Origin of the sequence: Acinetobacter sp. PC34 (genome assembly GCF_051789135.1) — a bacterium.
Classification (GTDB): Bacteria; Pseudomonadota; Gammaproteobacteria; order Pseudomonadales; family Moraxellaceae; genus Acinetobacter; species Acinetobacter johnsonii.
Window position 1 is genome coordinate 1,295,680 of the sequence record NZ_CP196664.1, and the last position, 19,521, is coordinate 1,315,200.

The window sequence follows — 19,521 nt, forward strand, 5'->3', positions numbered from 1 at the left end:
TTCATTGTCTTATTTTTTCTCATTAGCTGTGAATGTCCTGATATGTTTAAACGTCCTCTGTCTACACAAAAGCCACTCTATTTGGCGATGCAAATCATTTTCCTGTCTTCAACTGCCATGCTGTCTATAACACACGCAAACACCGTGGAAGAGGAGGAGTCAAATACAACGTCTCAGCCAAATGCACAGTTGGCGACCATTACCCTTACAGCCCAAGATAAAACAGCCGTCACAGAAAATACAGGTAGCTATACGACCAGCAGCACAAATACCGCAACCAAGTTAAATTTATCCCTACGTGAAACCCCACAAACAGTCAAAGTCTATACCCGTGAATATTTAGATGACCGTAATATCGAATCTTTTCAAGATTTACTCAATAACATTACTGGTGTTTCTACAGTTCGTACTGATGAGCGTCAAAGTGCATTTGCGCGTGGTTTCCAAATTGATTATTACTTAGTAGATGGTTTACCAAGTACGTTAACTTTGGGTGCGGGGGACCCTGACCTCAGTATTTATGACCGTGTCGAAGTGGTAAAAGGCGCGAACGGGTTAATGACAGGTGCAGGTAACCCAGCCATGGGCTTAAACATGATTCGTAAGCATGCCAATGCCAAAGAATTTACAGGTAAGGTAGATGCTTCTGTTGGCTCATGGGATAGTTATTCAAGCTCGGCAGATTTGTCAGCACCTTTAAACAGTGATGGTTCACTTCGTGGGCGCGTTTTTGTAAAACATTCTGATGAACATTCGTACATGGATTTTTATGAGAAAGAACGTAATGTGGCTTATGGTGCAATCGACTACGACTTAAGTGATAAAACCGCATTATCGTTTGGGGCGACCTATCAAGAATTAAATCGGGATGGTGTACGTTGGGGCGGGTTACCAGCATTTTACACCGATGGCACACGTACCAATTTTGATCGTTCTCTCACGGTGAGTTCTGATTGGACATATTGGGATGTCACCTCTGCTGCATTCTTTGCAAGTTTGAAGCAAAATCTATTTAAGAATGTTGATTTGAATGTAGCTTATTCTTATCGTCGTGATGATACTGATAGCTTTATTTTCTACACTTCAGGACAAGTTGATAAAGCAACCAATACCATCGGTATTGAAAATGCATCAGTTTATAAAGATCATAAACAAAATGATGAAAACAATGTTGATGTGTATATTTCTGCACCTTTTACCGTTGCAGGAAGGAATCAGGAAATTGTCATTGGTGGTTCGTGGAATAAAGCCGAGCTGAAAAAGAATACCTATGGTCAAACCTTTGTTTCAAATAATCCAGCGCTAACTAAACAGAATAATATTGATTTATTAGGACAGGATGTTATTGATTTTAATAACATGAATACCCATTTGGTTGGTTCCTTGGAAATGGATAAGACCAATCCGCTGAATGAAACCACGCAAACTTCGGGTTATATCTCAGGGAAATTCCATATTCTAGACCCATTAAAAGCAGTTGCTGGCTTACGCGTATCGAGTTGGGAATATGAGTCCGAAAATGGTGCAGGTAATCGTAAATTTGAAAATGAGTTAACGCCATATGCAGGTATTATTTTTGACTTTGCTAAAGACTATTCATGGTATGCAAGCTATACCAGTATTTTTAAACCGCAGAGCAGAAAAGAACAATCAGGTGATTATTTAGACCCGATTGAAGGTAAAAGTTACGAGACAGGTTTTAAAGGCGAGCTGTTTGATGGCCGTTTGAATGCTGGATTGGCAATATTCCGTATTGAACAAGATAATGCTGCGGCGCTTTTACTTAATGAAAAAGGTGAAAATATTAAAGTAGATGGCTTAGCTGAAAATGCTTATTACGGTACTGATGGTGTTGTGAGTAAAGGGGTTGAGTTGAATGTTGATGGTGAAATCAATGATAACTGGGGTGTGAGCTTTGGTGTGGCTAATTTTGATGCTGAAGATGCCGAAGGAAATGATTACAACACGACCAGTTCACGGAACACAGCAGATCTATTTGTAAAATATAAAAATGAAGCATGGTATGCAGGTGCAGGTGTAAATTACCTAAGCAAAATTTATACAGGTACTGGTGCAACTCGTATCGACCGCGGTGATTTATATCTTGCCAATGCAATGCTCGGTTATAAGTTTGATAAAAACTTTAGTACGCAAGTTAACGTGAATAATATCTTCGACAAAAAATATTATGAAGGCATTGGTACGAGTGCAATGGCGTGGGGTGCTCCGCGTAATGCAACACTTAGCTTTAATTATAAATTCTAATTTTAAAGTAACGCTGCTATAAAAATAAAAAGACCCAATGGGGTCTTTTTATTTTACGATGATGAATTCCTATAATACTGAGCTCAGTTTTAAAACATCATGTAATCTAAAGCATAGAAATTGTACATTGAGAAACTTTAGCCTGTTCATCACTGACTTATCTGTTTTAGAATTAATGCAATAAGCATCATTGGATATCTCATGAACTATCAATTCGATGCATTTATGACAATTGTTGCAGCAGTTGCTGTGCTATTGGTCGGTTATGTATTTGTGAATAAAGTCAGTATTTTAAAAAAATATAACATTCCCGAACCTGTTGCGGGTGGGTTGGTTGCAGCTGTTATCACTTATATCTTATTTAAAGGTTCAAACATAACTGTCAACTTTGATACCAATATTCAGCAAATTTTTATGCTGATGTTCTTCACCTCTGTGGGGTTAAGTGCAAGCTTAGTTAAGCTCAAAGAAGGTGGGAAGTCGCTGCTTATATTTTTAGTCTGCGTTATTGTATTTGTCCTGTTGCAAAATGTGGTTGGTATTAGTCTTGCCAAAGTTTTAGGTCTAGACCCGCTGATTGGTTTAATTACAGGCTCGGTCACACTCACAGGTGGTCATGGGACAGCAGGTGCATGGGGCACGATATTTGAACAAGAACATGGTGTGCATGGTGCGATTGTGCTGGGTATGGCAAGTGCAACATTTGGTTTAATCATTGGTGGGGTAATAGGTGGACCTATCGCTAAATTTCTGATACGTCGCTACCAGTTGGCTGAAGAAATTCCAGCAGCAACAGGGCGTAATGAAGCGCCACCTTCAGCACAAACGGCTCCATTTGAATTTCCTGAAAAAACACGTCTAATTACGGCAGATGATGCGGTCAAAACCATGGGGATGTTTGCCATTTGCATCAGCTTTGCATACTTCATGACAGGGGTAGCTAAAGGGCAGTGGTTTGAGCTACCAAGTTTTGTTTGGGCGCTAATGTGTGGTGTGGTTTTACGTAATATTTTAGAGCATGGTTTGAAAGTTCAGGTCTTTGACCGCTGCATCGATGTATTTGGCAATGCTTCACTGGCACTGTTTTTAGCCATGGCGTTGATGTCCTTACAGCTTTGGTTGTTGGCAGATTTGGCTGGTCCACTGGTGATTATCCTGATTGTTCAAACTATATTTTTAGCACTTTATTTGTACTTTGTAACTTTCCGTGTAATGGGCAAGAACTATGATGCTGCAGTACTGTGTGCAGGTCAATGTGGTGTCAATTTAGGTGCGACACCGACAGCAATTGCCAATATTCAAGCGGTAACCAATACCTATGGACCATCCCATAAAGCCTTTTTGATCATTCCGCTGACGGGCGCATTCTTTGTCGATATTGTGAATGCTTTTGTGATTCAGCTCTCAATTGGTATTTTGGGTTAATATTTTTAGAGATGATATCGTTAATAAAAAAGCACCTTGGGGTGCTTTTTTATTGGCTACCATTTTGTATTTGAATAATGTGTACTATTTAAAATATCAGTATTCTAAAACGTATAGACATTAAAAAGCCCCATGGTTAGGGGCTAGTCGTATGCACATCTAAGGCACATACTGTAAGAGGCTCATCTCATACTGAGTGTATTAAACCACATTTACACAATATTTGCAGCAATCACTCAATCATAATGAGGTCTGATTTATTTTCGAGCTTCAAAGGGCGTAAGGCAAAAATGGAGCGTGTATGTCGTACACCTTTCATTGAGTATAAGTTCTTACGTAAAAAGCGTTCATAGTGTTCCGCATTTTTCACTGCAACTTTGAGTAAGTAGTCGTAATCGCCAGTCACTAAATGTGCTTCAACCACTTCAGGCATGTAAGCCAGTGCTTCACTAAATTGTTCTAAGATTTCATCATCATGGCGTTCAAGCGTAATTTCAATAAAAAACAGCTCATTAATACCAATGGCTTTTGAATTAATCTTTGCTGTATAGCCTTCAATGATGTTGAGATTTTCTAGGCGTTTTACACGTGTCCAGCAAGGAGAAGAGGACAGCCCAACTTTCTCCGCCAACTGGGTAACGGTCAGACGGCCATCTTGGCGAAGTTCAGACAAAATACGACGGTCAATTTTATCTAAAACGTAGTGAGCGTCATTCATAACGTATTCCTGCGTATAATTTTCTTTATAAACTATTTTATGTGAAAATATTTCTCAATAAATACTCAAAATAAGCAAATAAAAGAGAAACACTCTGCATCGGTCATGACTACAATAAAGTGATTCAATCAAAGTCATTTGGGAGATTGGCTTTGATTTGCAAACAGCGCCCTTAAAGGGAAGGGTGCCTTTTAACGGCGCTGTTTGCTGACTTATTTATTGTACTTTTTGTGTTTTTGATCTTTGTTTAAACCAGTAAGTTAGGGTTAAGCAGCCAATCCAAAGTGGAATCAGCATCACTGCAATTCGCATATCAGGTGTGAGCCACATCACCACTAAAATACCAAGCATAAATACAATACAGATATAGTTGCTGATGGGGTAAATCAAAGTTGGAAACAAGGTTGATTTTTTCAATGCCAGCATACGTTGCTTGAATTTTAAGTGGGTCAATGCCAACATCATCCAGTTAATTACAATGGCTGAAACCACAAGACTCATCAGTAGTTTAAAGGCTTTTTCTGGAAAGATATAATTCAAGACGACACACAGTAGGGTCACCAATGCAGAGCATAAAATGGCTGCATAAGGAATGCCACGCTGGTTAATTTTCTTTAAAAACTGTGGGGCATTGCCTTGTTCTGCCAGACCTAGCAGCATACGACTCGTGCCATAGCTGGTACCGTTATACACCGATATAGCTGCGGTTAAGACCACAAAATTCAGCACAGTTGCAACGCCTTGACTACCTAAGGAGTCAAAAATCAAAACAAAAGGACTACCGCCTTCTGCGATTTGATTCCATGGAAACAATGAGAGCAGAACGATGATCGTAAGCACGTAAAACAGCAACACACGATAGACAATTTGATTGACTGCTTTAGGAATAGTTGTAGTCGGATTTTTGGTTTCCGCAGCAGCAATACCAACGAGTTCAATCCCGCCAAAGGAAAACATAATGATGGCCATCGCCATGATTAGGCCAGAAATCCCGTTGGGAAAGAAACCGCCTAGAGCCCAGAGGTTGGAAATAGAGGCATGTGCACCACCATGACCACTTGCCAGTAACCAAGCGCCATATCCAATCATGCCAATGATCGCGAGAATTTTAATCATGGAGAATAAAAATTCTGTTTCACCAAAGACTTTGACATGTAACAGATTGATGGCATTGATCAGTACAAAGAAACCAAGTGCTGAAATCCATGTGGGAATTTCAGGCCACCAATACTGGACATAGAGGCCTATGGCACTTAGTTCCGCCATGCAGACCAAGACATTGAGCACCCAATAGTTCCAACCCGACATAAAGCCGGCAAAAGGGCTCCAAAACTTATAGGCAAAATAACTAAAAGAGCCACTCACGGGTTCTTCAACCACCATTTCACCCAACTGGCGCATCATGAAAAATGCAATTAAGCCCGCCAGTGCGTAGCCTAAAATAACGGAAGGGCCAGCCAGTTTAATGGTTTGCGAAATGCCTAAAAATAGGCCTGTACCAATAGAGCCGCCTAAAGCAATCAGCTGAATATGACGGTTGCTCAGCCCATGCTTAAGCTGGGGTTGCTGTTGTGCAGACATGATTCATCCATCTCTAGCACATGCGATAGACATCACATGAACTATGACTTAATAAAAATTCGTGGTGGAAATATAATATTTATTTATCGATTAATGAAATTAAATTTATCAATAGCGTTGGTTTTTATCTGAAAGCTGCAATTTTGCGGTGAAAATAAAGCCAGTCAAGCAAGTGCTGCTTAAACTGGCGGATAGGCTTGGCTTGATATGTGCCGCCTTAAGATGAAAGCTGTGCTGCAATTTCAGGCCATATGTTTTGATGGGAACGCTTAAACATCGCCATATGACCAATGGCTTTGTGGCCATAAGCCTGTGGTTTGAGTTCAATTTGATCTGTTTGTGCATTTGGGTAAAGGCTGAGTAAGCTTTTGACATTCACTTGCGTGGCAATTTCATCATCCGAGGCCCAAATGGCTGTGATTGGACAGCGAATATCACGGTGGAAGTCATCTTGTACTGTTTTGCCTAAGGCATTAATTACATAACCTGGTTTGCTGCAAAACTGTGCCCAATCACGCGCCACATCTTTGGGTAGGTTTTCGCCCATGCCAATGGCATTGGTCGGCCCATAACCTAAGGTATAACGTGCAATAGGAAAGATCAGTTTAAACATCACAGGAGCCAAGAGTTTGGTACGACCTTTCAAATCTTTTACGTGGCCTGTTGATCCTGCAACAGCAACGACTTTTGCGACTTTTTCATAGTTTGGGTTAATGCCTAAAAGTTGCCCGCCTGCACTATGACCTAGCAAAATCACTTGTTTCGCTTGGGTCTTATTCAATAATACCTCCATCGCCGCTGGGATATCCAATTGCCCCCATTGCACGATGCTGGCTTTCGACTTTTTCAGTGGTTCATGCAAAGACTCACCAATGCCGCGAAAGTCAAAAACCAAAACGGCATAGCCTTGTTCTGTAAGCCATGATGCAAAATGGTGGTAAAACTGCTGGGTAATACCTGTGGCAGGGCAGATTAAAACAGGTAGGGCTTGTTGTGTACCTTGGGCTGCATAAAAGCGTCCACTGAGTGAATAATGGTCAGAGCAGGTAATAGCTAAAGTTTCGTAATTTTGCATAATCGGTTAAGCATTGAATTTTTTTCTACTCTATCTAAGTTCCAAAAAGAAACTGGTCTAATCTATGACTTTGAAGTCAAGTAGATCTGTATAGAATAGGGTGAAAATAAAAAAGGAAAACACATGCAGTTTGTTGAATTAGATATGTCGGTAAAATTTGCACTTTTATTTAGTGGGATTTTTCTATTTGTTGGGATGCTGACAGGGGTATGGAAATATGCACAAATACGCCATTCACCGCAGTTTCGCGCGCACTATTATGTTGATATCGCCCACCGCAGCAGTTTGTTATATGCACTTGCAAGTTTAATTATTGCGTTAATGGCCGCAATTTCAGTCTGGACAGAGCCTGTGAACATACTGTTTGTGGGAATCAATTTATTCTTTTTTAGCTTCTCTATACTGAGCTATATTGTGCATGGGTTATTGCAAGACACCAATAACCAGTTCCGTAGTCCGCATGTTTTAGGCAAATGGACTTTACCCAAATCAATTATGCTAATGGCAATGATGGCATTGGTTGTGGGGGAAATTGTGGCGACGTTAGGCTTGTTGTGGGGAATGTTTTTAGGTTTATTTTAAGTTGTTCTTATAGTTTTTTTAATTTTTATACTTTTACAAAGGTGGATGACTAATCATCCACCTGTTTGCTAGTCAATTGACTGTGTGGCCTTTCGGAATTTTTGATCGACGACTGCCCATAAATAAAAGGCAAATGATACGACGATAGCGTAAGCAAAATATTCAGCTTTAAGGTTACCTTGAATTAAGCCATGCATGATCATAATGACCATTAGGGCAATGGTGGTACTTAAATACGTCACCATATTCTTGTTTGCCTTCAGAGCGTTAATGAAGACTTGCTTGTTGAAATGTAATGATAACATCTCCATCCCTCCTTGAGTTTTTGACTAAAAACCAATGTGTTTAGTCGGATTAGTTCTTAATGTTGTACTGCTAAAACTTGCGTTGATCAAGAGCAAAAACAACTATTTTCAGAGAAATTATGCTATACCAATCAGAAAATATGTGTGTAGCATTTTTTTAGTGAATAAATAGTATTTCGTTACCGTATAAGGTGACAAATGAATGATGCATGTAAGCTTATACATAGATTGTATAAAGCAATATTGATGCCATGAATGGCTTGCTAGGACAGGCTTTAAAGAATTTTTTATTTTCTAATATTAAATTTATAAGAGATATGAAGGTGTTGATATACGACTTTAGCGGTGTATATGAAATGTGTCAGTATGTACAAAACTGATGTATAAAGAAATGAAACAATATGTGTCCATTTGGATAAAATGTGACAAATATTGATCATGCTTAAAATCAGGTTTGGGTAAAACCAGACTTTAACAACATCAGTTTTTGCTTACTTTTTCACTTTGTCGATTACAACGGCAATTGCAAAAACCACTAATGATGGAATAAGCCATGCAAGGTTTTGTTCTGCAAGAGGTAAGTGAGTCAGTGCATAAGGTAGTTCAAAGTTTGCAACTTTTAAACCGTCTAGAATACCAAAGACCAAAGACACTGCGGTAACAGGTGCAATCACTCGTCGAGGATGATTAAAGAATTTCCAGCCAAAGCTCAGCATAATCACCACAATTGCAGGTGGATAAATTGCACTTAAAACAGGCACTGAAAAGGCGATGAGTTTGGTTAAACCTAAGTTTGAAATAATGAAAGAGAAACCAATCAGAATGAAAACCCAAACTTTATAGCCAATTTTAGTGATCGAACTGAAATATTCAGCACAAGCACAGGTCAGGCCAATCGCAGTGACCATACACGCAATAAAAATCATGGCAGAAAGGAAAATAGAACCTAAGTCACCAAATGCATGTTGAACATATGCATGCAGGATCACTGCACCATTGCTCGCATTTGCTGCGACTTCATGGCTTCCAAGGCCAAGTTTAAATAAGCTGAGATAAACTACAGTTAAACCAATACCAGAAATGATACTCGCAATAACCGCATAACGCGTGATCAGTTTAGGGTTGCTGACACCGCGTGAACGAATGGCTTGAATAATCACAATACCAAAAACCAAAGCGCCTAAAGTGTCCATGGTTAAATAACCATTTACAAAACCTTCAGAAACAGGGCTGTCGACATAATTATTGATGGCTGGCGGAACGAAACCCGTTGGAATCATCATCGCCGCAATGCCAAGGATGGCTAAAGATAAAATCTTCAGTGGCGAGAGTACATAACCAACCGTGTCTAAAATCTTGTTTGGATACAGTGAAATGAGGGTGACTACACTAAAGTAGATTGCACTGTAGATCAGCAAGCTACTGCTTGATGTTCCAAGATAAGATGAAAAACCAATTTCATAAGAAACGGTTGCAGTACGTGGTGTCGCAAAGAGTGGCCCGACAGTTAGGTAACACGTAATGGTTAAAATCAGGCTGGCTATTTTACCCAAAGGTGAACTTAAAATTTGAATCGAACCTTCGACACGTGACAGCGCAATAATGGTGATTACAGGTAAGCCCACAGCAGTGATTAAGAAACCAAAAGCTGCTAGCCATACATGCTCACCCGCTTGTTGAGCCACAATCGGTGGAAAGATAATGTTGCCCGCACCAATGAAGAGTGCGAAAGTCATAAAACCCAAAGCAACAATATCCCGAGTACGCAGACTTGTCATAAAAGGGAGATCGAGTTGAACAAAGGGGACGATTTTAGTGCATAAGTGTTTTTTTGGCTAATTTATTTCATGGGTAGTATTAAATTTTTTTATAAGATGAAAAGTGAATATATCAACTTGTAAAAAATAGGTTGATATATGTGATTGATTATCCATTTTAAAATAGAAAAATTATAAATATTAAAAGCTTGAGGCGCTATTTTTCCTAAATTAAAAGTTGTAGTGCAAATGCTTTAAAATTACACAAATTTTTTAAAGGCCGGTTGTTGGAGGCTACCCTAAGATTTAAGTTTGAACAAAAATATTGAGAAAAGGTCTATACTTGCGACTTCATAATTGAGGATATTTCAATGCGTGGCTTAAATGTGAGCATAAAAACTGAACAAGATGTAGAAAAACTTCGTATATCTGGTCGTTTGGCTGCCGAAGTTTTAGCGATGATTGGTGAACATGTAAGGCCGGGTGTTACGACTGAATATCTGGATGATATTTGTCATGACTTCATTGTAAATACCTTAAAAGTGACGCCTGCCAATATTGGTTATCATGGCTATACCAAAACCACCTGTATTTCTCCAAATGAAGTGGTCTGTCACGGTATTCCATCGCCGAATGTTGTACTCAAAGATGGCGATATTATTAATATTGATGTGGCGATTATTAAAGATGGCTACTTTGGTGATACCAGTCGTATGTATTACGTGGGTACAGTGAAACCAGAAGCCAAAAAGCTAGTCGATACGACTTATGAGGCGATGGTTGCAGGTATTCATGCTGTGAAGCAAGGTGCAACGCTTGGTGATATTGGTTATGCCATTCAAACAGTTGCGCACCGTGAAGGTTATAGTGTGGTACGCGAGTATTGTGGTCATGGTATTGGCAAGGTTTATCACGAACAGCCAAGCGTATTGCACTATGGTCAACCAGGTAAGGGGATGCAGCTTAAAGCGGGCATGGTGTTCACGATTGAACCGATGATTAATATGGGCAAAGCGCATGTCAAAGAACTTAAGGATGGTTGGACAGTCGTGACTGCAGATAAGTCTTTAACTGCGCAATGGGAGCATATGGTACTCGTGACTGAAACAGGTTTTGAGTTACTATCACCTTGGCCTGAAGGTACGGGCAGTTATCCAGAAATTTAAGTTGATGTTTTGTAGGTGATTAAATTTTAGACTTTGGTCTAGTTTTGTGGCTTAAAAACTAAATTAAGTCTTAAAATCAATAACTGATATTTTTGAAACCATTTATTTATCGGGTTTTTGATATTATATGATTAAAACTTATACATGTAAGCTATTGGCCTAGACTTTATTTTGTCACTAAAATTGTTTCCAAGATACTCGCTGTAGTTTCTTATTTTGAAAGTTTATGAGCTTATCCACCTCGGTTAAGCTCTTTTTTTTTGCCTCATGGATTGGCTCAATGTCATTGAGCATGAGTAGGGTTTAAAGTGATTTATTTGAGCTAAGGTGTTCAATTAAATAGTCAATAAACACACGGACAGCAGGCAGTAAACCACGACGTGAAGGATACACAGCATGAAAAATACCGTGTGGTGCTTTCCAGTCGGGTAGGACACGAACCAGCTCACCACTTTTCACCATATCTTGTACGATGCTGTCTGGAAGTAAGGCAATGCCGCAGTTTTTACGGACCAGTTGAGCCAACATGCTCAAATCAGAGCCCATCACTACAGGATTGACGCGTATTTTCTTTTGTTGCTGTGCATCATTATGCACGATGATATGTTGATCTAAATGCTCATCAACCATACTCAGTATATGATGTTGGCTTAAATCTTCAGGTTGTTTCAGTTCGCCAAATTCATTTAAGTAAGCTTGGCTGGCAAATAAATGCTGCTCGATATTTTCAAATTTACGAATTACCAAACTTGGATCATCGTCTAGATTGGAGCGAACCCGCAGCGCGATATCAAAACCTTCGTTAATAATATCCACACGGCGATTGGTCACCATCATTTGCACTTTAATTTCGGGATAGGTTTTTAAGAAGTTAGGTAAAATACGTGCAATTTCGTTTTGTGCAATCGATACAGGCAAGCTGAGTTTAATGACACCACGCGGTTGTAAACTGAGATGATCGACCAAGTCGTGTGCGGCTTGTGCAGCATTCATCATCACTTGCGCATGACGGTAAATGTTCATGCCAATATCGGTCACTGCGAAGTGTCGAGAGCTGCGTTGAATTAGGCGTACACCCAATCGTTCTTCGAGGTTATACACGCGTCGACTGAGCTTGGATTTAGGAATATCTGTTGCGCGTTCGGCTGCGCTAAAACCACCATGTTCAACCACTTGAGCAAAACAATAAAAATCATCTAAATCGCTTAACATTCACCATGTCCATTTGTGCAACGATAGGCTTAATTAAAAAGTGATCGTTGCAGTTTGTCAATTTTGAAATTGTAGAGATTTAATTGAAAATACTCAGTTATTTTAAGGGTTTCACTGAGTTTTCGCTTGTTTGAGTATTTCAAGCACCTCTTTATATTCTTCAAGTCGTGCAAAGTCGCGTGCTGTTGGGTTGTTTATGCGCGAAAGGTTCATATTATCGAGTACATCGACATATTTTACTTGGGTTGCAAGAGGGTTTAATGTAGTGCGCTTAGCTGCTTCCAAACGTGATTCACCTGTTTGTTTGGTCAGTGCTTGTATGGATTTAATGATCTCGGCACTAAAGCCAAGCGCTTCTAAGTCTTCAGCAGTCGTTGCGGTGTCTTCCAAAATGTCATGCAACACCGCAATGATTTGTAGGGTAGGATTGGAAAATTGCAACATGAGGCGTAATGGATGCAAGATGTAAGGTTGTCCGCCCTTATCGAGTTGCCCCGCATGTTGGGTTGCAGCCAGTGCAATGGCTTTTTCTAAAGTCGACATGATTATTCTAGGCACTTTATCCTATGCTAAACTTCGCAGCATCTTTGTTTAAAAGCTAAATTATGACTTATCAATTGATCCCACTAGACTGTGAAGCGACAGATCCTGTAGCGTGCCCACACTGCCAACAACAGGTAATTGATTGGTCTCAGGAACAATACGTTCAGCCTTGTGAACATACCTTATTTATTGCAATGGACATTGGTTTCGAATATATCACAGATGAATTTGAAGCGACCATGCAGCGCAGTGTTGATGATCTCCATGCGCATGATGATCAAGTGATTATGTTTGAAGAGTTAACCCAAGCCAGTTACCCAAAATTTATCATGTTAAAAGCACCACTTGGTGTTGAAGGCTATTCACGTTATTTGGGTTTTACGGCTTAATAAATAAAAGCGCCATTGCGGCGCTTTTAATTTGAGTTGGCTATCACGTAGAATCTGCTTTTAGTTTTCTAAAACTTCTTCTTCACTTTCATCATCCGCTGTATCCATACCTAGTTCTTTGAGTTTACGTGTAAGGGTGTTGCGCCCCCAACCGAGTAACTCAGCCGCATGCCGTTTACGGCCACGGGTTTGTTGCAGCGCAGCAATGATCAATGTACGTTCGAACATTGGGGTGGCGATATCGAGAATTTTCATCTCGCCATTTTTTAGTTTCTGCACAGCCCATTGACCCAACAACTCATCCCAATGGTGGACTGCAATCCGATCTAAGTTTTGCGCGGCTTGCGCATCTTCACCTGAGCGGGTAATTGGAATTTGCTTCAGCTCTGACGGTAGGTCTTCAGGGTAAACTTCACGTCCTGTAATCATGACCGTTAACCAGCGGCAGGTGTTCTCGAGCTGACGTACGTTGCCTTGCCAAGGCAACTGTTGCATATATTCTTGCGTTTCAGGGCGAAGGATTTTAGGGCTGACGCCTAATTCTTTGCCTGCACGTGCCAAGAAGTGTTGCGCTAACATTGGGATGTCTTCGCTACGATGCGCCAGTTTTGGAATGTGAATGCGAATCACGTTCAGACGGTGATATAAGTCTTCACGGAAGCGACCATCATGTACCAATTTTTCTAAGTCTTGGTGCGTTGCCGCGACAATACGTACATCCACTTTTACCGGGATATGCCCACCGACGCGATAGAACTCGCCATCAGCCAGCACACGCAGTAAACGTGTTTGCGTTTCGAAAGGCATATCGCCAATTTCATCTAAAAACAGTGTTCCGCCATTGGCTTGTTCAAAGCGACCTTGGCGTTGGGTATTTGCCCCTGTAAAGGCACCTTTCTCATGACCAAAAAGCTCTGTTTCAATTAGGTCTTTGGGAATCGCGGCCATGTTGAGCGCAATAAAAGGTTTACTGCTCCGTGGTGAGTGGCGGTGTAAAGCATGCGCAACCAACTCTTTACCTGTGCCAGATTCACCATTAATCAGCACTGTAATGTGCGATTGAGACAAACGACCAATTGCGCGGAAGACTTCCTGCATAGCAGGAGACTCGCCAATGATTTCGGTTGATTGAATCGGTGGTACAGTTTTTGCCGATTCTTGCTGCTGCATTTTGGTAATGTGCAAAATCGCACGATTCACTAAAGCTAAGGCTTCATCAATGTCAAAAGGCTTGGGTAAATACTCAAATGCGCCTGTTTGATAACTTGAAACAGCAGACTCTAAGTCGGAGTGGGCCGTCATAATAATGACAGGTAGGTCAGGATAGTTAGCTTTAACTTTTGCTAAGAAAGTTAAGCCATCAATGCCGGGCATACGAATATCAGTCAAAATTACATCGGGTGCATCTAAACTGAGCTGGTCTAAAGCAGATTGAGCTTCTTCAAAACTTGTGACGTCGAAACCTTCTTCTTTGAATGTTTTTTCCAGCACCCAGCGCATGGCGCGATCGTCATCAATTACCCATATTTTATTTCGCGACATGGTTTAACTCCCAAGGTATATATAAGCTAAAAGTTGTTTTTCCGGGAACAGATTGGCATTCAATCATTCCGTTATGTTGATGCATAATATTTTGCGCAATACTTAAACCTAGTCCTGTGCCTTTAGCACGACCCGTGACCAGCGGGTAAAACACAGATTCTAAAATTTCTTCTGGAACGCCTGGACCATTGTCTTCGATATCAATCCGCACTACGGAGCGTTGCAGGACACCATTAATGGTCACTAAACGTTGAATACGGGTACGTAACATTAGCTCAGGTTGATGGTCGACAAAGAACTCTTTATTTTCAGTCATGGCTTGCACTGCATTAACGCTAATGTTCAACATGACTTGGATCAGTTGATCACGATCAGCCATCACTTCAGGTAACGACAAATCATAATCACGGGTGATCTTAATTTTCTTTTTGGTTTGATTGGTAATGAGTGAGCGGACACGCTCTAAAGGTTCATGTACATTGACCAACTCATAACTTGGGAGCTGACGAGAACCAAGCATGGTGTCTGCTAAATTACGTAAGCGATCGACTTCACTGATAATAATGTCGGTGAACTCGCTATATTGCGGATCATTGAGGCTACGCGCTAACAGTTGTGTAGCGCCGCGAATTCCGCCCAACGGATTTTTAATTTCATGTGCAACACCACGAATCAGTTGGCGTGCAACCTGATGTTGTTGTAAGAAGTTTTCTTCCTTGGAAATTTTGAGCATCCGATCAATCGGATTGATCTCAATTAAAAGCAAAGGATGGTAGGGTTTATTTGAATTTAGCTGTGACACGGTATAGTCAACATGAATATCTTTAAAGTTGACCTTAATGATGGCTTCACGGCGGGTGTAGTGTTGTCCCGAGTTTAAAGTATTGAGAAGAGCTTCTTCTGTATTGAACTCATCATTGGGTGCATGGAGTAAATTAAGCGCTGGTTGGCCAGAGGCACGTAAAAGACTGATATCAAATAATGCTTCGCAAGAGGAATTTAAGTAAAAAATATTTAATTTACTGTCGACCAATAAAATCGCAGTGGTCAAATTGTCCACTAAAAGGCGATAGTCGATAGAAATAGGGTGATCCATTAGCGAATGTATCCTGTATTAAAATAGCGCAATGGCATCTTGATAAAGCATTAATCGTTCCAAATAGCGGACTGAATTGATGCAAATAAAGCAAAATGCACGCCAACTTTGATTTTGTATAGTGAAATGAGCACACTTTTTTTGCGGAATGCGCTGTAAATGAACGATTAGCTAAAGATATAGCGGATTCTAAAAATCAAGTAAACTGAAAGTGACTTAAAATGGTGCGTTACGTTGATTCTACTACAGTGTTGGTTTTATTTTGGTGCATTAAACAAAGAGTGTGGAATCGATCTGTTTTTATAAACAGAAAAGACATACAATACGCGCATTCTAGTGGAGCGCAGATTCATGAAATCCCCCAAAGTCGGTTTTGTTTCTTTAGGTTGTCCTAAGGCATTGGTTGATTCCGAACGAATTTTAACTCAGTTGAAGACTGAAGGTTATGATGTAGCATCAGATTATGATGGTGCGGATTTAGTTGTTGTAAATACCTGTGGTTTTATTGAATCTGCAGTGCAAGAGTCTTTAGATGCCATTGGCGAAGCCATGAGTGCGAACGGTCGTGTAATTGTTACGGGCTGCCTAGGTAAAGACGAAGACAAAATTCGCCAAATGCACCCAAATGTCTTAAAAGTGACAGGGGCGGCTGCATATCAAGAAGTGATGGAAGCCGTGCACCAATACGTGCCTGAGCCACCAAAACACAACCCATTTATTGACCTTGTTCCAGAACAAGGGATTCGTTTAACGCCGAAGCATTATGCGTACTTAAAAATCTCAGAAGGGTGCAACCATCGTTGTACCTTCTGCATTATTCCAAGTATGCGTGGTGACTTAGTGTCTCGCCCAGTCGGTTCTGTTTTAGAAGAAGCGGCTGCGCTTAAACGTGCCGGTGTAAAAGAAGTACTCGTTATCTCCCAAGATACTTCTGCTTACGGCCTCGATACCAAATACAAATTAGACTTTTGGAATGGTCAACCTGTTAAGACAAAGTTCTATGACATGTGTGAGGCCTTAGGTCAACTCGGTATTTGGGTACGTTTGCACTATGTCTATCCATATCCACATGTGGATGCAGTGATTGACTTGATGGCACAAGGCAAAATTTTGCCTTATTTGGATATTCCATTCCAACATGCAAGTCCAAAAGTTCTAAAACTGATGAAACGACCTGCGCATAGTGAAAATACACTTGAGCGTTTAAAGCTGTGGCGTGAAAAATGTCCTGACTTAGTAATTCGTTCAACCTTCGTTGTGGGTTTCCCTGGCGAAACTGAAGAAGATTTTGAAATCTTACTTGAGTGGTTGAAAGAAGCACAACTTGATCGCGTAGGCTGCTTCACCTATTCACCTGTTGAAGGTGCAACAGCAAACGACTTGCCAGATCACGTGCCAGAAGAGATTAAGCAACAGCGTTATGAACGCTTTATGGAAGTGCAACAGGCGATTTCTGCTGCAAAACTTCAAAAGCGTGTTGGTCAGAAAATGACGGTGCTGGTCGATGAGCTGGATGAAGAATTTCCAGTTGCGATTGCACGTTCATACGCAGATGCTCCTGAAATTGATGGCAATGTCTTTGTGGAAGATATTGATAAAAGCCAGATTAAATCAGGCGATTTGTTAGAAGTCGAAATTACCGATGCAGATGAATATGATCTGTATGCACAATTGATTTCGATTAAATCGAATTAAGACACAAATAAAATTTTAAAATTTAGATATTGGAGTTATTGCGATGTTGGATTCTAAAAAACCACGTTTTGAACGCATCTTACTGAAACTTTCTGGCGAAGCATTGGCTGGAAATAAAGATATGGGTATTGATGCTCAAGTACTTGATCAAATGTCTTTGGCAATTGCGCACTTGGTGGGTTTGGGTGTGCAAGTCGGGATTGTTGTGGGTGGTGGTAATTTATATCGCGGTAGTCAATTACAAAAAGATGGTTTGGTTGGTCGTGTAACGGGTGATCAAATGGGTATGCTTGCAACCGTGATGAATGGTTTGGCATTACGTGATGCTTTGGTACGTCGTAATATCAAAACCCGTTTGATGTCAGCATTGCCAATTGGTGCTGTGGTTGAATCATACTCAAGTCGTGATGCGATTCGTCACCTAACACAAGGTGAAGTTTGTGTGTTTGTCGCAGGTACAGGTAACCCGTTCTTTACCACAGATACAGCAGCATGCTTACGTGGTATCGAGATTGAAGCCAACCTGATCCTAAAAGCAACGAAAGTTGATGGTGTCTACAACAAAGACCCAAGCAAATACGATGATGCCGTTAAATATGACACCTTAACTTTTGACCAAGTGTTAGATGAGAAATTGGGTGTGATGGATTTAACCGCGATTTGCTTGTGTCGTGACCACAATGTGCCGCTTCAAGTCTTTGACATGAACAAAGCTGGTTCATTGCTTTCAGTGGTTATGGGCGAAAAAGAGGGTACTCACGTAACGAACTAATGTACGTGACCTCGAAAGCTCTTTATACTACACGCTATTTTAGAATTTATATCTTTTCGAATTAAGTAAGGAAGATCACATGATTAACGATCTTAAAAAAGACGCAGAAGACCGTATGAACAAGTCACTTGACTCGTTAGAACACGGTTTTGCCAAGGTTCGTACAGGACGTGCGCATCCATCTATCTTAAACGGGGTAATGGTTCCTTACTATGGCTCAGATGTGCCATTAAACCAAGTGGCAAACGTGGGTGTTGAAGACTCGCGTACATTGTTGATTCAGCCATTTGAGCGCACGATGGTTGCAGCAATTGATAAAGCCATCCGTGAATCAGATTTGGGCTTAAACCCAATTACAGCTGATGCGATTCGTGTTCCAATGGCTGCATTGACGGAAGAAACACGTCGTGACATGCAAAAAGTTGCGCGTAACGAAGCTGAAAATGCAAAAGTTGCAGTACGTAATATTCGCCGTGATGTACTGGGCGACATCAAAGCATTGTTGAAAGAAAAAGAAATTTCTGAAGATGATGAGCGTCGTGCATCTGATGATATTCAAAAAATCACAGATAAGTTTGTTGCTGAAATCGACAAACGTCTTGCGAATAAAGAAGCTGAGTTGTTGAAGGTCTAACTTGTATAATGACCGATTCAGAAGATAAGCTTACTCTTCCAAAACATGTTGCCATCATCATGGATGGCAACAATCGTTTTGCCAAAAAAAATGCAATGCAAAAGGGCGATGGTCACCGTGAAGGAAAAAATGTCCTTGACCCGATTGTAGAGCATTGTCGAAAAAGAAATATTCAAGCATTAACCGTTTTTGCTTTTTCGAGTGAAAATTGGAAGCGCCCTCAAGCTGAAGTTGATTTGCTCATGAAACTGTTGGAAGACACGATTCATGAACAGCTGCCTCGTATGCATCAATATCAAATGTCCTTACGTTTTATTGGTGATCGTTATAAATTATCTCCGCAATTGCGTGACTTAATGTTGCATGCCGAACAAGACACTGCTAATTTCGACAAGATGACTTTGACCATCGCAATTAGTTACGGTGGGATGTGGGATATGGCGAATGCGGCTAAGCAGATTGCACTTGCTGTTCAATCTCACGCGTTAGATCCTGAGCAAATTGATGAACATGTTTTTGGCCAATACGTAAGTTTGAGTGATTTACCCGCTGTAGATCTATTGATTCGTACAGGTGGGGATTTTCGTTTATCGAACTTTATGTTGTGGCAAGCAGCTTATGCAGAGCTTTACTTCACTCCGACTCTTTGGCCAGAGTTTAGTGTAGAAGAGTTTGATGACGCCTTGGCTGTATTTGGTGGGCGTGAACGTCGTTTCGGAAAAACGACGGAACAAATTCTACAAGATAAAATTGAGAACTAATAA

The 19,521-nt window shown here is 40.6% G+C and carries 18 protein-coding genes; 9 read left to right on the forward strand and 9 right to left on the reverse strand.

The features are described 5' to 3' along the window. Positions 1-42 precede the first annotated feature (42 nt). Both ACSC9N_RS06310 and gltS read left to right on the forward strand, forming a co-directional pair. Positions 43-2,265: a TonB-dependent siderophore receptor gene (locus tag ACSC9N_RS06310; protein WP_094148169.1), complete on the forward strand. Its 2,223-nt coding sequence runs from the start codon at positions 43-45 to the stop codon at positions 2,263-2,265. 201 nt (positions 2,266-2,466) lie between these two features. Beyond that, positions 2,467-3,690, forward strand: coding sequence for a sodium/glutamate symporter (gltS, locus tag ACSC9N_RS06315; protein WP_094148170.1), 1,224 nt, complete (start codon positions 2,467-2,469; stop codon positions 3,688-3,690). Between the two features lie 232 nt (positions 3,691-3,922). On the opposite strand, the gene ACSC9N_RS06320 is transcribed toward gltS, so the two are convergent. The 3 genes from ACSC9N_RS06320 to ACSC9N_RS06330 form a co-directional block, all read right to left on the reverse strand. Next, positions 3,923-4,408: an Lrp/AsnC family transcriptional regulator gene (locus ACSC9N_RS06320; RefSeq protein WP_004696532.1), complete on the reverse strand. Its 486-nt coding sequence runs from the start codon at positions 4,406-4,408 to the stop codon at positions 3,923-3,925. 216 nt (positions 4,409-4,624) lie between these two features. Further along, complete coding sequence (locus tag ACSC9N_RS06325) at positions 4,625-5,989, reverse strand: amino acid permease (protein ID WP_010327000.1); 1,365 nt, start codon at positions 5,987-5,989, stop codon at positions 4,625-4,627. A 217-nt stretch (positions 5,990-6,206) separates the two neighbouring features. After that, entirely contained in the window at positions 6,207-7,064 is an 858-nt protein-coding gene (locus ACSC9N_RS06330; protein ID WP_010326999.1) for an alpha/beta hydrolase family protein, read from the reverse strand. A gap of 123 nt (positions 7,065-7,187) precedes the next feature. On the opposite strand from ACSC9N_RS06330, the gene ACSC9N_RS06335 reads away from it, so the two are divergent. Next, positions 7,188-7,646, forward strand: a complete 459-nt coding sequence (locus ACSC9N_RS06335) for a hypothetical protein (RefSeq protein WP_439036122.1) — start codon at positions 7,188-7,190, stop codon at positions 7,644-7,646. A gap of 68 nt (positions 7,647-7,714) precedes the next feature. Here ACSC9N_RS06335 and ACSC9N_RS06340 read toward each other — a convergent pair whose 3' ends face one another. Next, entirely contained in the window at positions 7,715-7,951 is a 237-nt protein-coding gene (locus ACSC9N_RS06340; RefSeq protein WP_004696541.1) for a hypothetical protein, read from the reverse strand. Between the two features lie 491 nt (positions 7,952-8,442). Beyond that, positions 8,443-9,729 (reverse strand): branched-chain amino acid transport system II carrier protein, encoded by a 1,287-nt coding sequence (brnQ, locus tag ACSC9N_RS06345; RefSeq protein ID WP_058951725.1) that lies wholly within the window; start codon positions 9,727-9,729, stop codon positions 8,443-8,445. 350 nt (positions 9,730-10,079) lie between these two features. Between brnQ and map the strand changes: the two genes are divergently transcribed. Beyond that, positions 10,080-10,874 (forward strand): type I methionyl aminopeptidase, encoded by a 795-nt coding sequence (gene map, locus ACSC9N_RS06350; RefSeq protein ID WP_094148171.1) that lies wholly within the window; start codon positions 10,080-10,082, stop codon positions 10,872-10,874. Between the two features lie 303 nt (positions 10,875-11,177). Here map and ACSC9N_RS06355 read toward each other — a convergent pair whose 3' ends face one another. Both ACSC9N_RS06355 and ACSC9N_RS06360 read right to left on the reverse strand, forming a co-directional pair. Further along, the gene (locus ACSC9N_RS06355) at positions 11,178-12,086 is read right to left on the reverse strand and encodes a LysR family transcriptional regulator (RefSeq protein ID WP_094148172.1); all 909 of its coding nucleotides are present in this window, start codon (positions 12,084-12,086) and stop codon (positions 11,178-11,180) included. A gap of 111 nt (positions 12,087-12,197) precedes the next feature. Then, positions 12,198-12,629 (reverse strand): HD domain-containing protein, encoded by a 432-nt coding sequence (locus ACSC9N_RS06360; RefSeq protein ID WP_094148173.1) that lies wholly within the window; start codon positions 12,627-12,629, stop codon positions 12,198-12,200. 62 nt (positions 12,630-12,691) lie between these two features. Here ACSC9N_RS06360 and ACSC9N_RS06365 point away from each other — a divergent pair, with 62 nt between their 5' ends. Beyond that, positions 12,692-13,018 carry a hypothetical protein gene (locus tag ACSC9N_RS06365; protein WP_004696551.1) on the forward strand — a complete coding sequence of 109 codons (327 nt, stop codon included), beginning with the start codon at positions 12,692-12,694 and terminating at the stop codon, positions 13,016-13,018. 60 nt (positions 13,019-13,078) lie between these two features. Here the strand turns inward: ACSC9N_RS06365 and glnG are convergent, their stop codons facing one another. Both glnG and glnL read right to left on the reverse strand, forming a co-directional pair. After that, complete coding sequence (glnG, locus tag ACSC9N_RS06370) at positions 13,079-14,560, reverse strand: nitrogen regulation protein NR(I) (RefSeq protein ID WP_062033089.1); 1,482 nt, start codon at positions 14,558-14,560, stop codon at positions 13,079-13,081. After that, positions 14,547-15,656: a nitrogen regulation protein NR(II) gene (glnL, locus tag ACSC9N_RS06375; RefSeq protein WP_004696555.1), complete on the reverse strand. Its 1,110-nt coding sequence runs from the start codon at positions 15,654-15,656 to the stop codon at positions 14,547-14,549. Before glnL ends, glnG begins: the two co-directional genes overlap by 14 nt. A gap of 351 nt (positions 15,657-16,007) precedes the next feature. On the opposite strand from glnL, the gene rimO reads away from it, so the two are divergent. From rimO to uppS, 4 genes are all read left to right on the forward strand, one after another. After that, positions 16,008-17,351 carry a 30S ribosomal protein S12 methylthiotransferase RimO gene (rimO, locus tag ACSC9N_RS06380; RefSeq protein WP_004696556.1) on the forward strand — a complete coding sequence of 448 codons (1,344 nt, stop codon included), beginning with the start codon at positions 16,008-16,010 and terminating at the stop codon, positions 17,349-17,351. A gap of 43 nt (positions 17,352-17,394) precedes the next feature. Continuing rightward, positions 17,395-18,123 (forward strand): UMP kinase, encoded by a 729-nt coding sequence (gene pyrH, locus ACSC9N_RS06385; protein ID WP_004696558.1) that lies wholly within the window; start codon positions 17,395-17,397, stop codon positions 18,121-18,123. A gap of 79 nt (positions 18,124-18,202) precedes the next feature. Next, positions 18,203-18,757, forward strand: a complete 555-nt coding sequence (frr, locus tag ACSC9N_RS06390; protein ID WP_004981941.1) for a ribosome recycling factor — start codon at positions 18,203-18,205, stop codon at positions 18,755-18,757. A gap of 8 nt (positions 18,758-18,765) precedes the next feature. Next, complete coding sequence (gene uppS / locus ACSC9N_RS06395; protein ID WP_094148174.1) at positions 18,766-19,518, forward strand: polyprenyl diphosphate synthase; 753 nt, start codon at positions 18,766-18,768, stop codon at positions 19,516-19,518. Positions 19,519-19,521 lie beyond the last annotated feature (3 nt).

What these genes read in the sequence shown, in the direction of transcription:
- ACSC9N_RS06320 (WP_004696532.1), bottom strand. Translation starts at nt 4,408, where the DNA reads ATGAATGACGCTCACTACGTTTTAGATAAAATTGACCGTCGTATTTTG.
- glnG (WP_062033089.1), bottom strand. Translation starts at nt 14,560, where the DNA reads ATGTCGCGAAATAAAATATGGGTAATTGATGACGATCGCGCCATGCGC.
- ACSC9N_RS06335 (WP_439036122.1), top strand. Translation starts at nt 7,188, where the DNA reads ATGCAGTTTGTTGAATTAGATATGTCGGTAAAATTTGCACTTTTATTT.
- rimO (WP_004696556.1), top strand. Translation starts at nt 16,008, where the DNA reads ATGAAATCCCCCAAAGTCGGTTTTGTTTCTTTAGGTTGTCCTAAGGCA.
- ACSC9N_RS06355 (WP_094148172.1), bottom strand. Translation starts at nt 12,086, where the DNA reads ATGTTAAGCGATTTAGATGATTTTTATTGTTTTGCTCAAGTGGTTGAA.
- ACSC9N_RS06330 (WP_010326999.1), bottom strand. Translation starts at nt 7,064, where the DNA reads ATGCAAAATTACGAAACTTTAGCTATTACCTGCTCTGACCATTATTCA.
- brnQ (WP_058951725.1), bottom strand. Translation starts at nt 9,729, where the DNA reads ATGACAAGTCTGCGTACTCGGGATATTGTTGCTTTGGGTTTTATGACT.
- ACSC9N_RS06365 (WP_004696551.1), top strand. Translation starts at nt 12,692, where the DNA reads ATGACTTATCAATTGATCCCACTAGACTGTGAAGCGACAGATCCTGTA.
- ACSC9N_RS06340 (WP_004696541.1), bottom strand. Translation starts at nt 7,951, where the DNA reads ATGTTATCATTACATTTCAACAAGCAAGTCTTCATTAACGCTCTGAAG.
- gltS (WP_094148170.1), top strand. Translation starts at nt 2,467, where the DNA reads ATGAACTATCAATTCGATGCATTTATGACAATTGTTGCAGCAGTTGCT.
- frr (WP_004981941.1), top strand. Translation starts at nt 18,203, where the DNA reads ATGATTAACGATCTTAAAAAAGACGCAGAAGACCGTATGAACAAGTCA.
- pyrH (WP_004696558.1), top strand. Translation starts at nt 17,395, where the DNA reads ATGTTGGATTCTAAAAAACCACGTTTTGAACGCATCTTACTGAAACTT.
- ACSC9N_RS06360 (WP_094148173.1), bottom strand. Translation starts at nt 12,629, where the DNA reads ATGTCGACTTTAGAAAAAGCCATTGCACTGGCTGCAACCCAACATGCG.
- glnL (WP_004696555.1), bottom strand. Translation starts at nt 15,656, where the DNA reads ATGGATCACCCTATTTCTATCGACTATCGCCTTTTAGTGGACAATTTG.
- ACSC9N_RS06325 (WP_010327000.1), bottom strand. Translation starts at nt 5,989, where the DNA reads ATGTCTGCACAACAGCAACCCCAGCTTAAGCATGGGCTGAGCAACCGT.
- uppS (WP_094148174.1), top strand. Translation starts at nt 18,766, where the DNA reads ATGACCGATTCAGAAGATAAGCTTACTCTTCCAAAACATGTTGCCATC.
- map (WP_094148171.1), top strand. Translation starts at nt 10,080, where the DNA reads ATGCGTGGCTTAAATGTGAGCATAAAAACTGAACAAGATGTAGAAAAA.
- ACSC9N_RS06310 (WP_094148169.1), top strand. Translation starts at nt 43, where the DNA reads ATGTTTAAACGTCCTCTGTCTACACAAAAGCCACTCTATTTGGCGATG.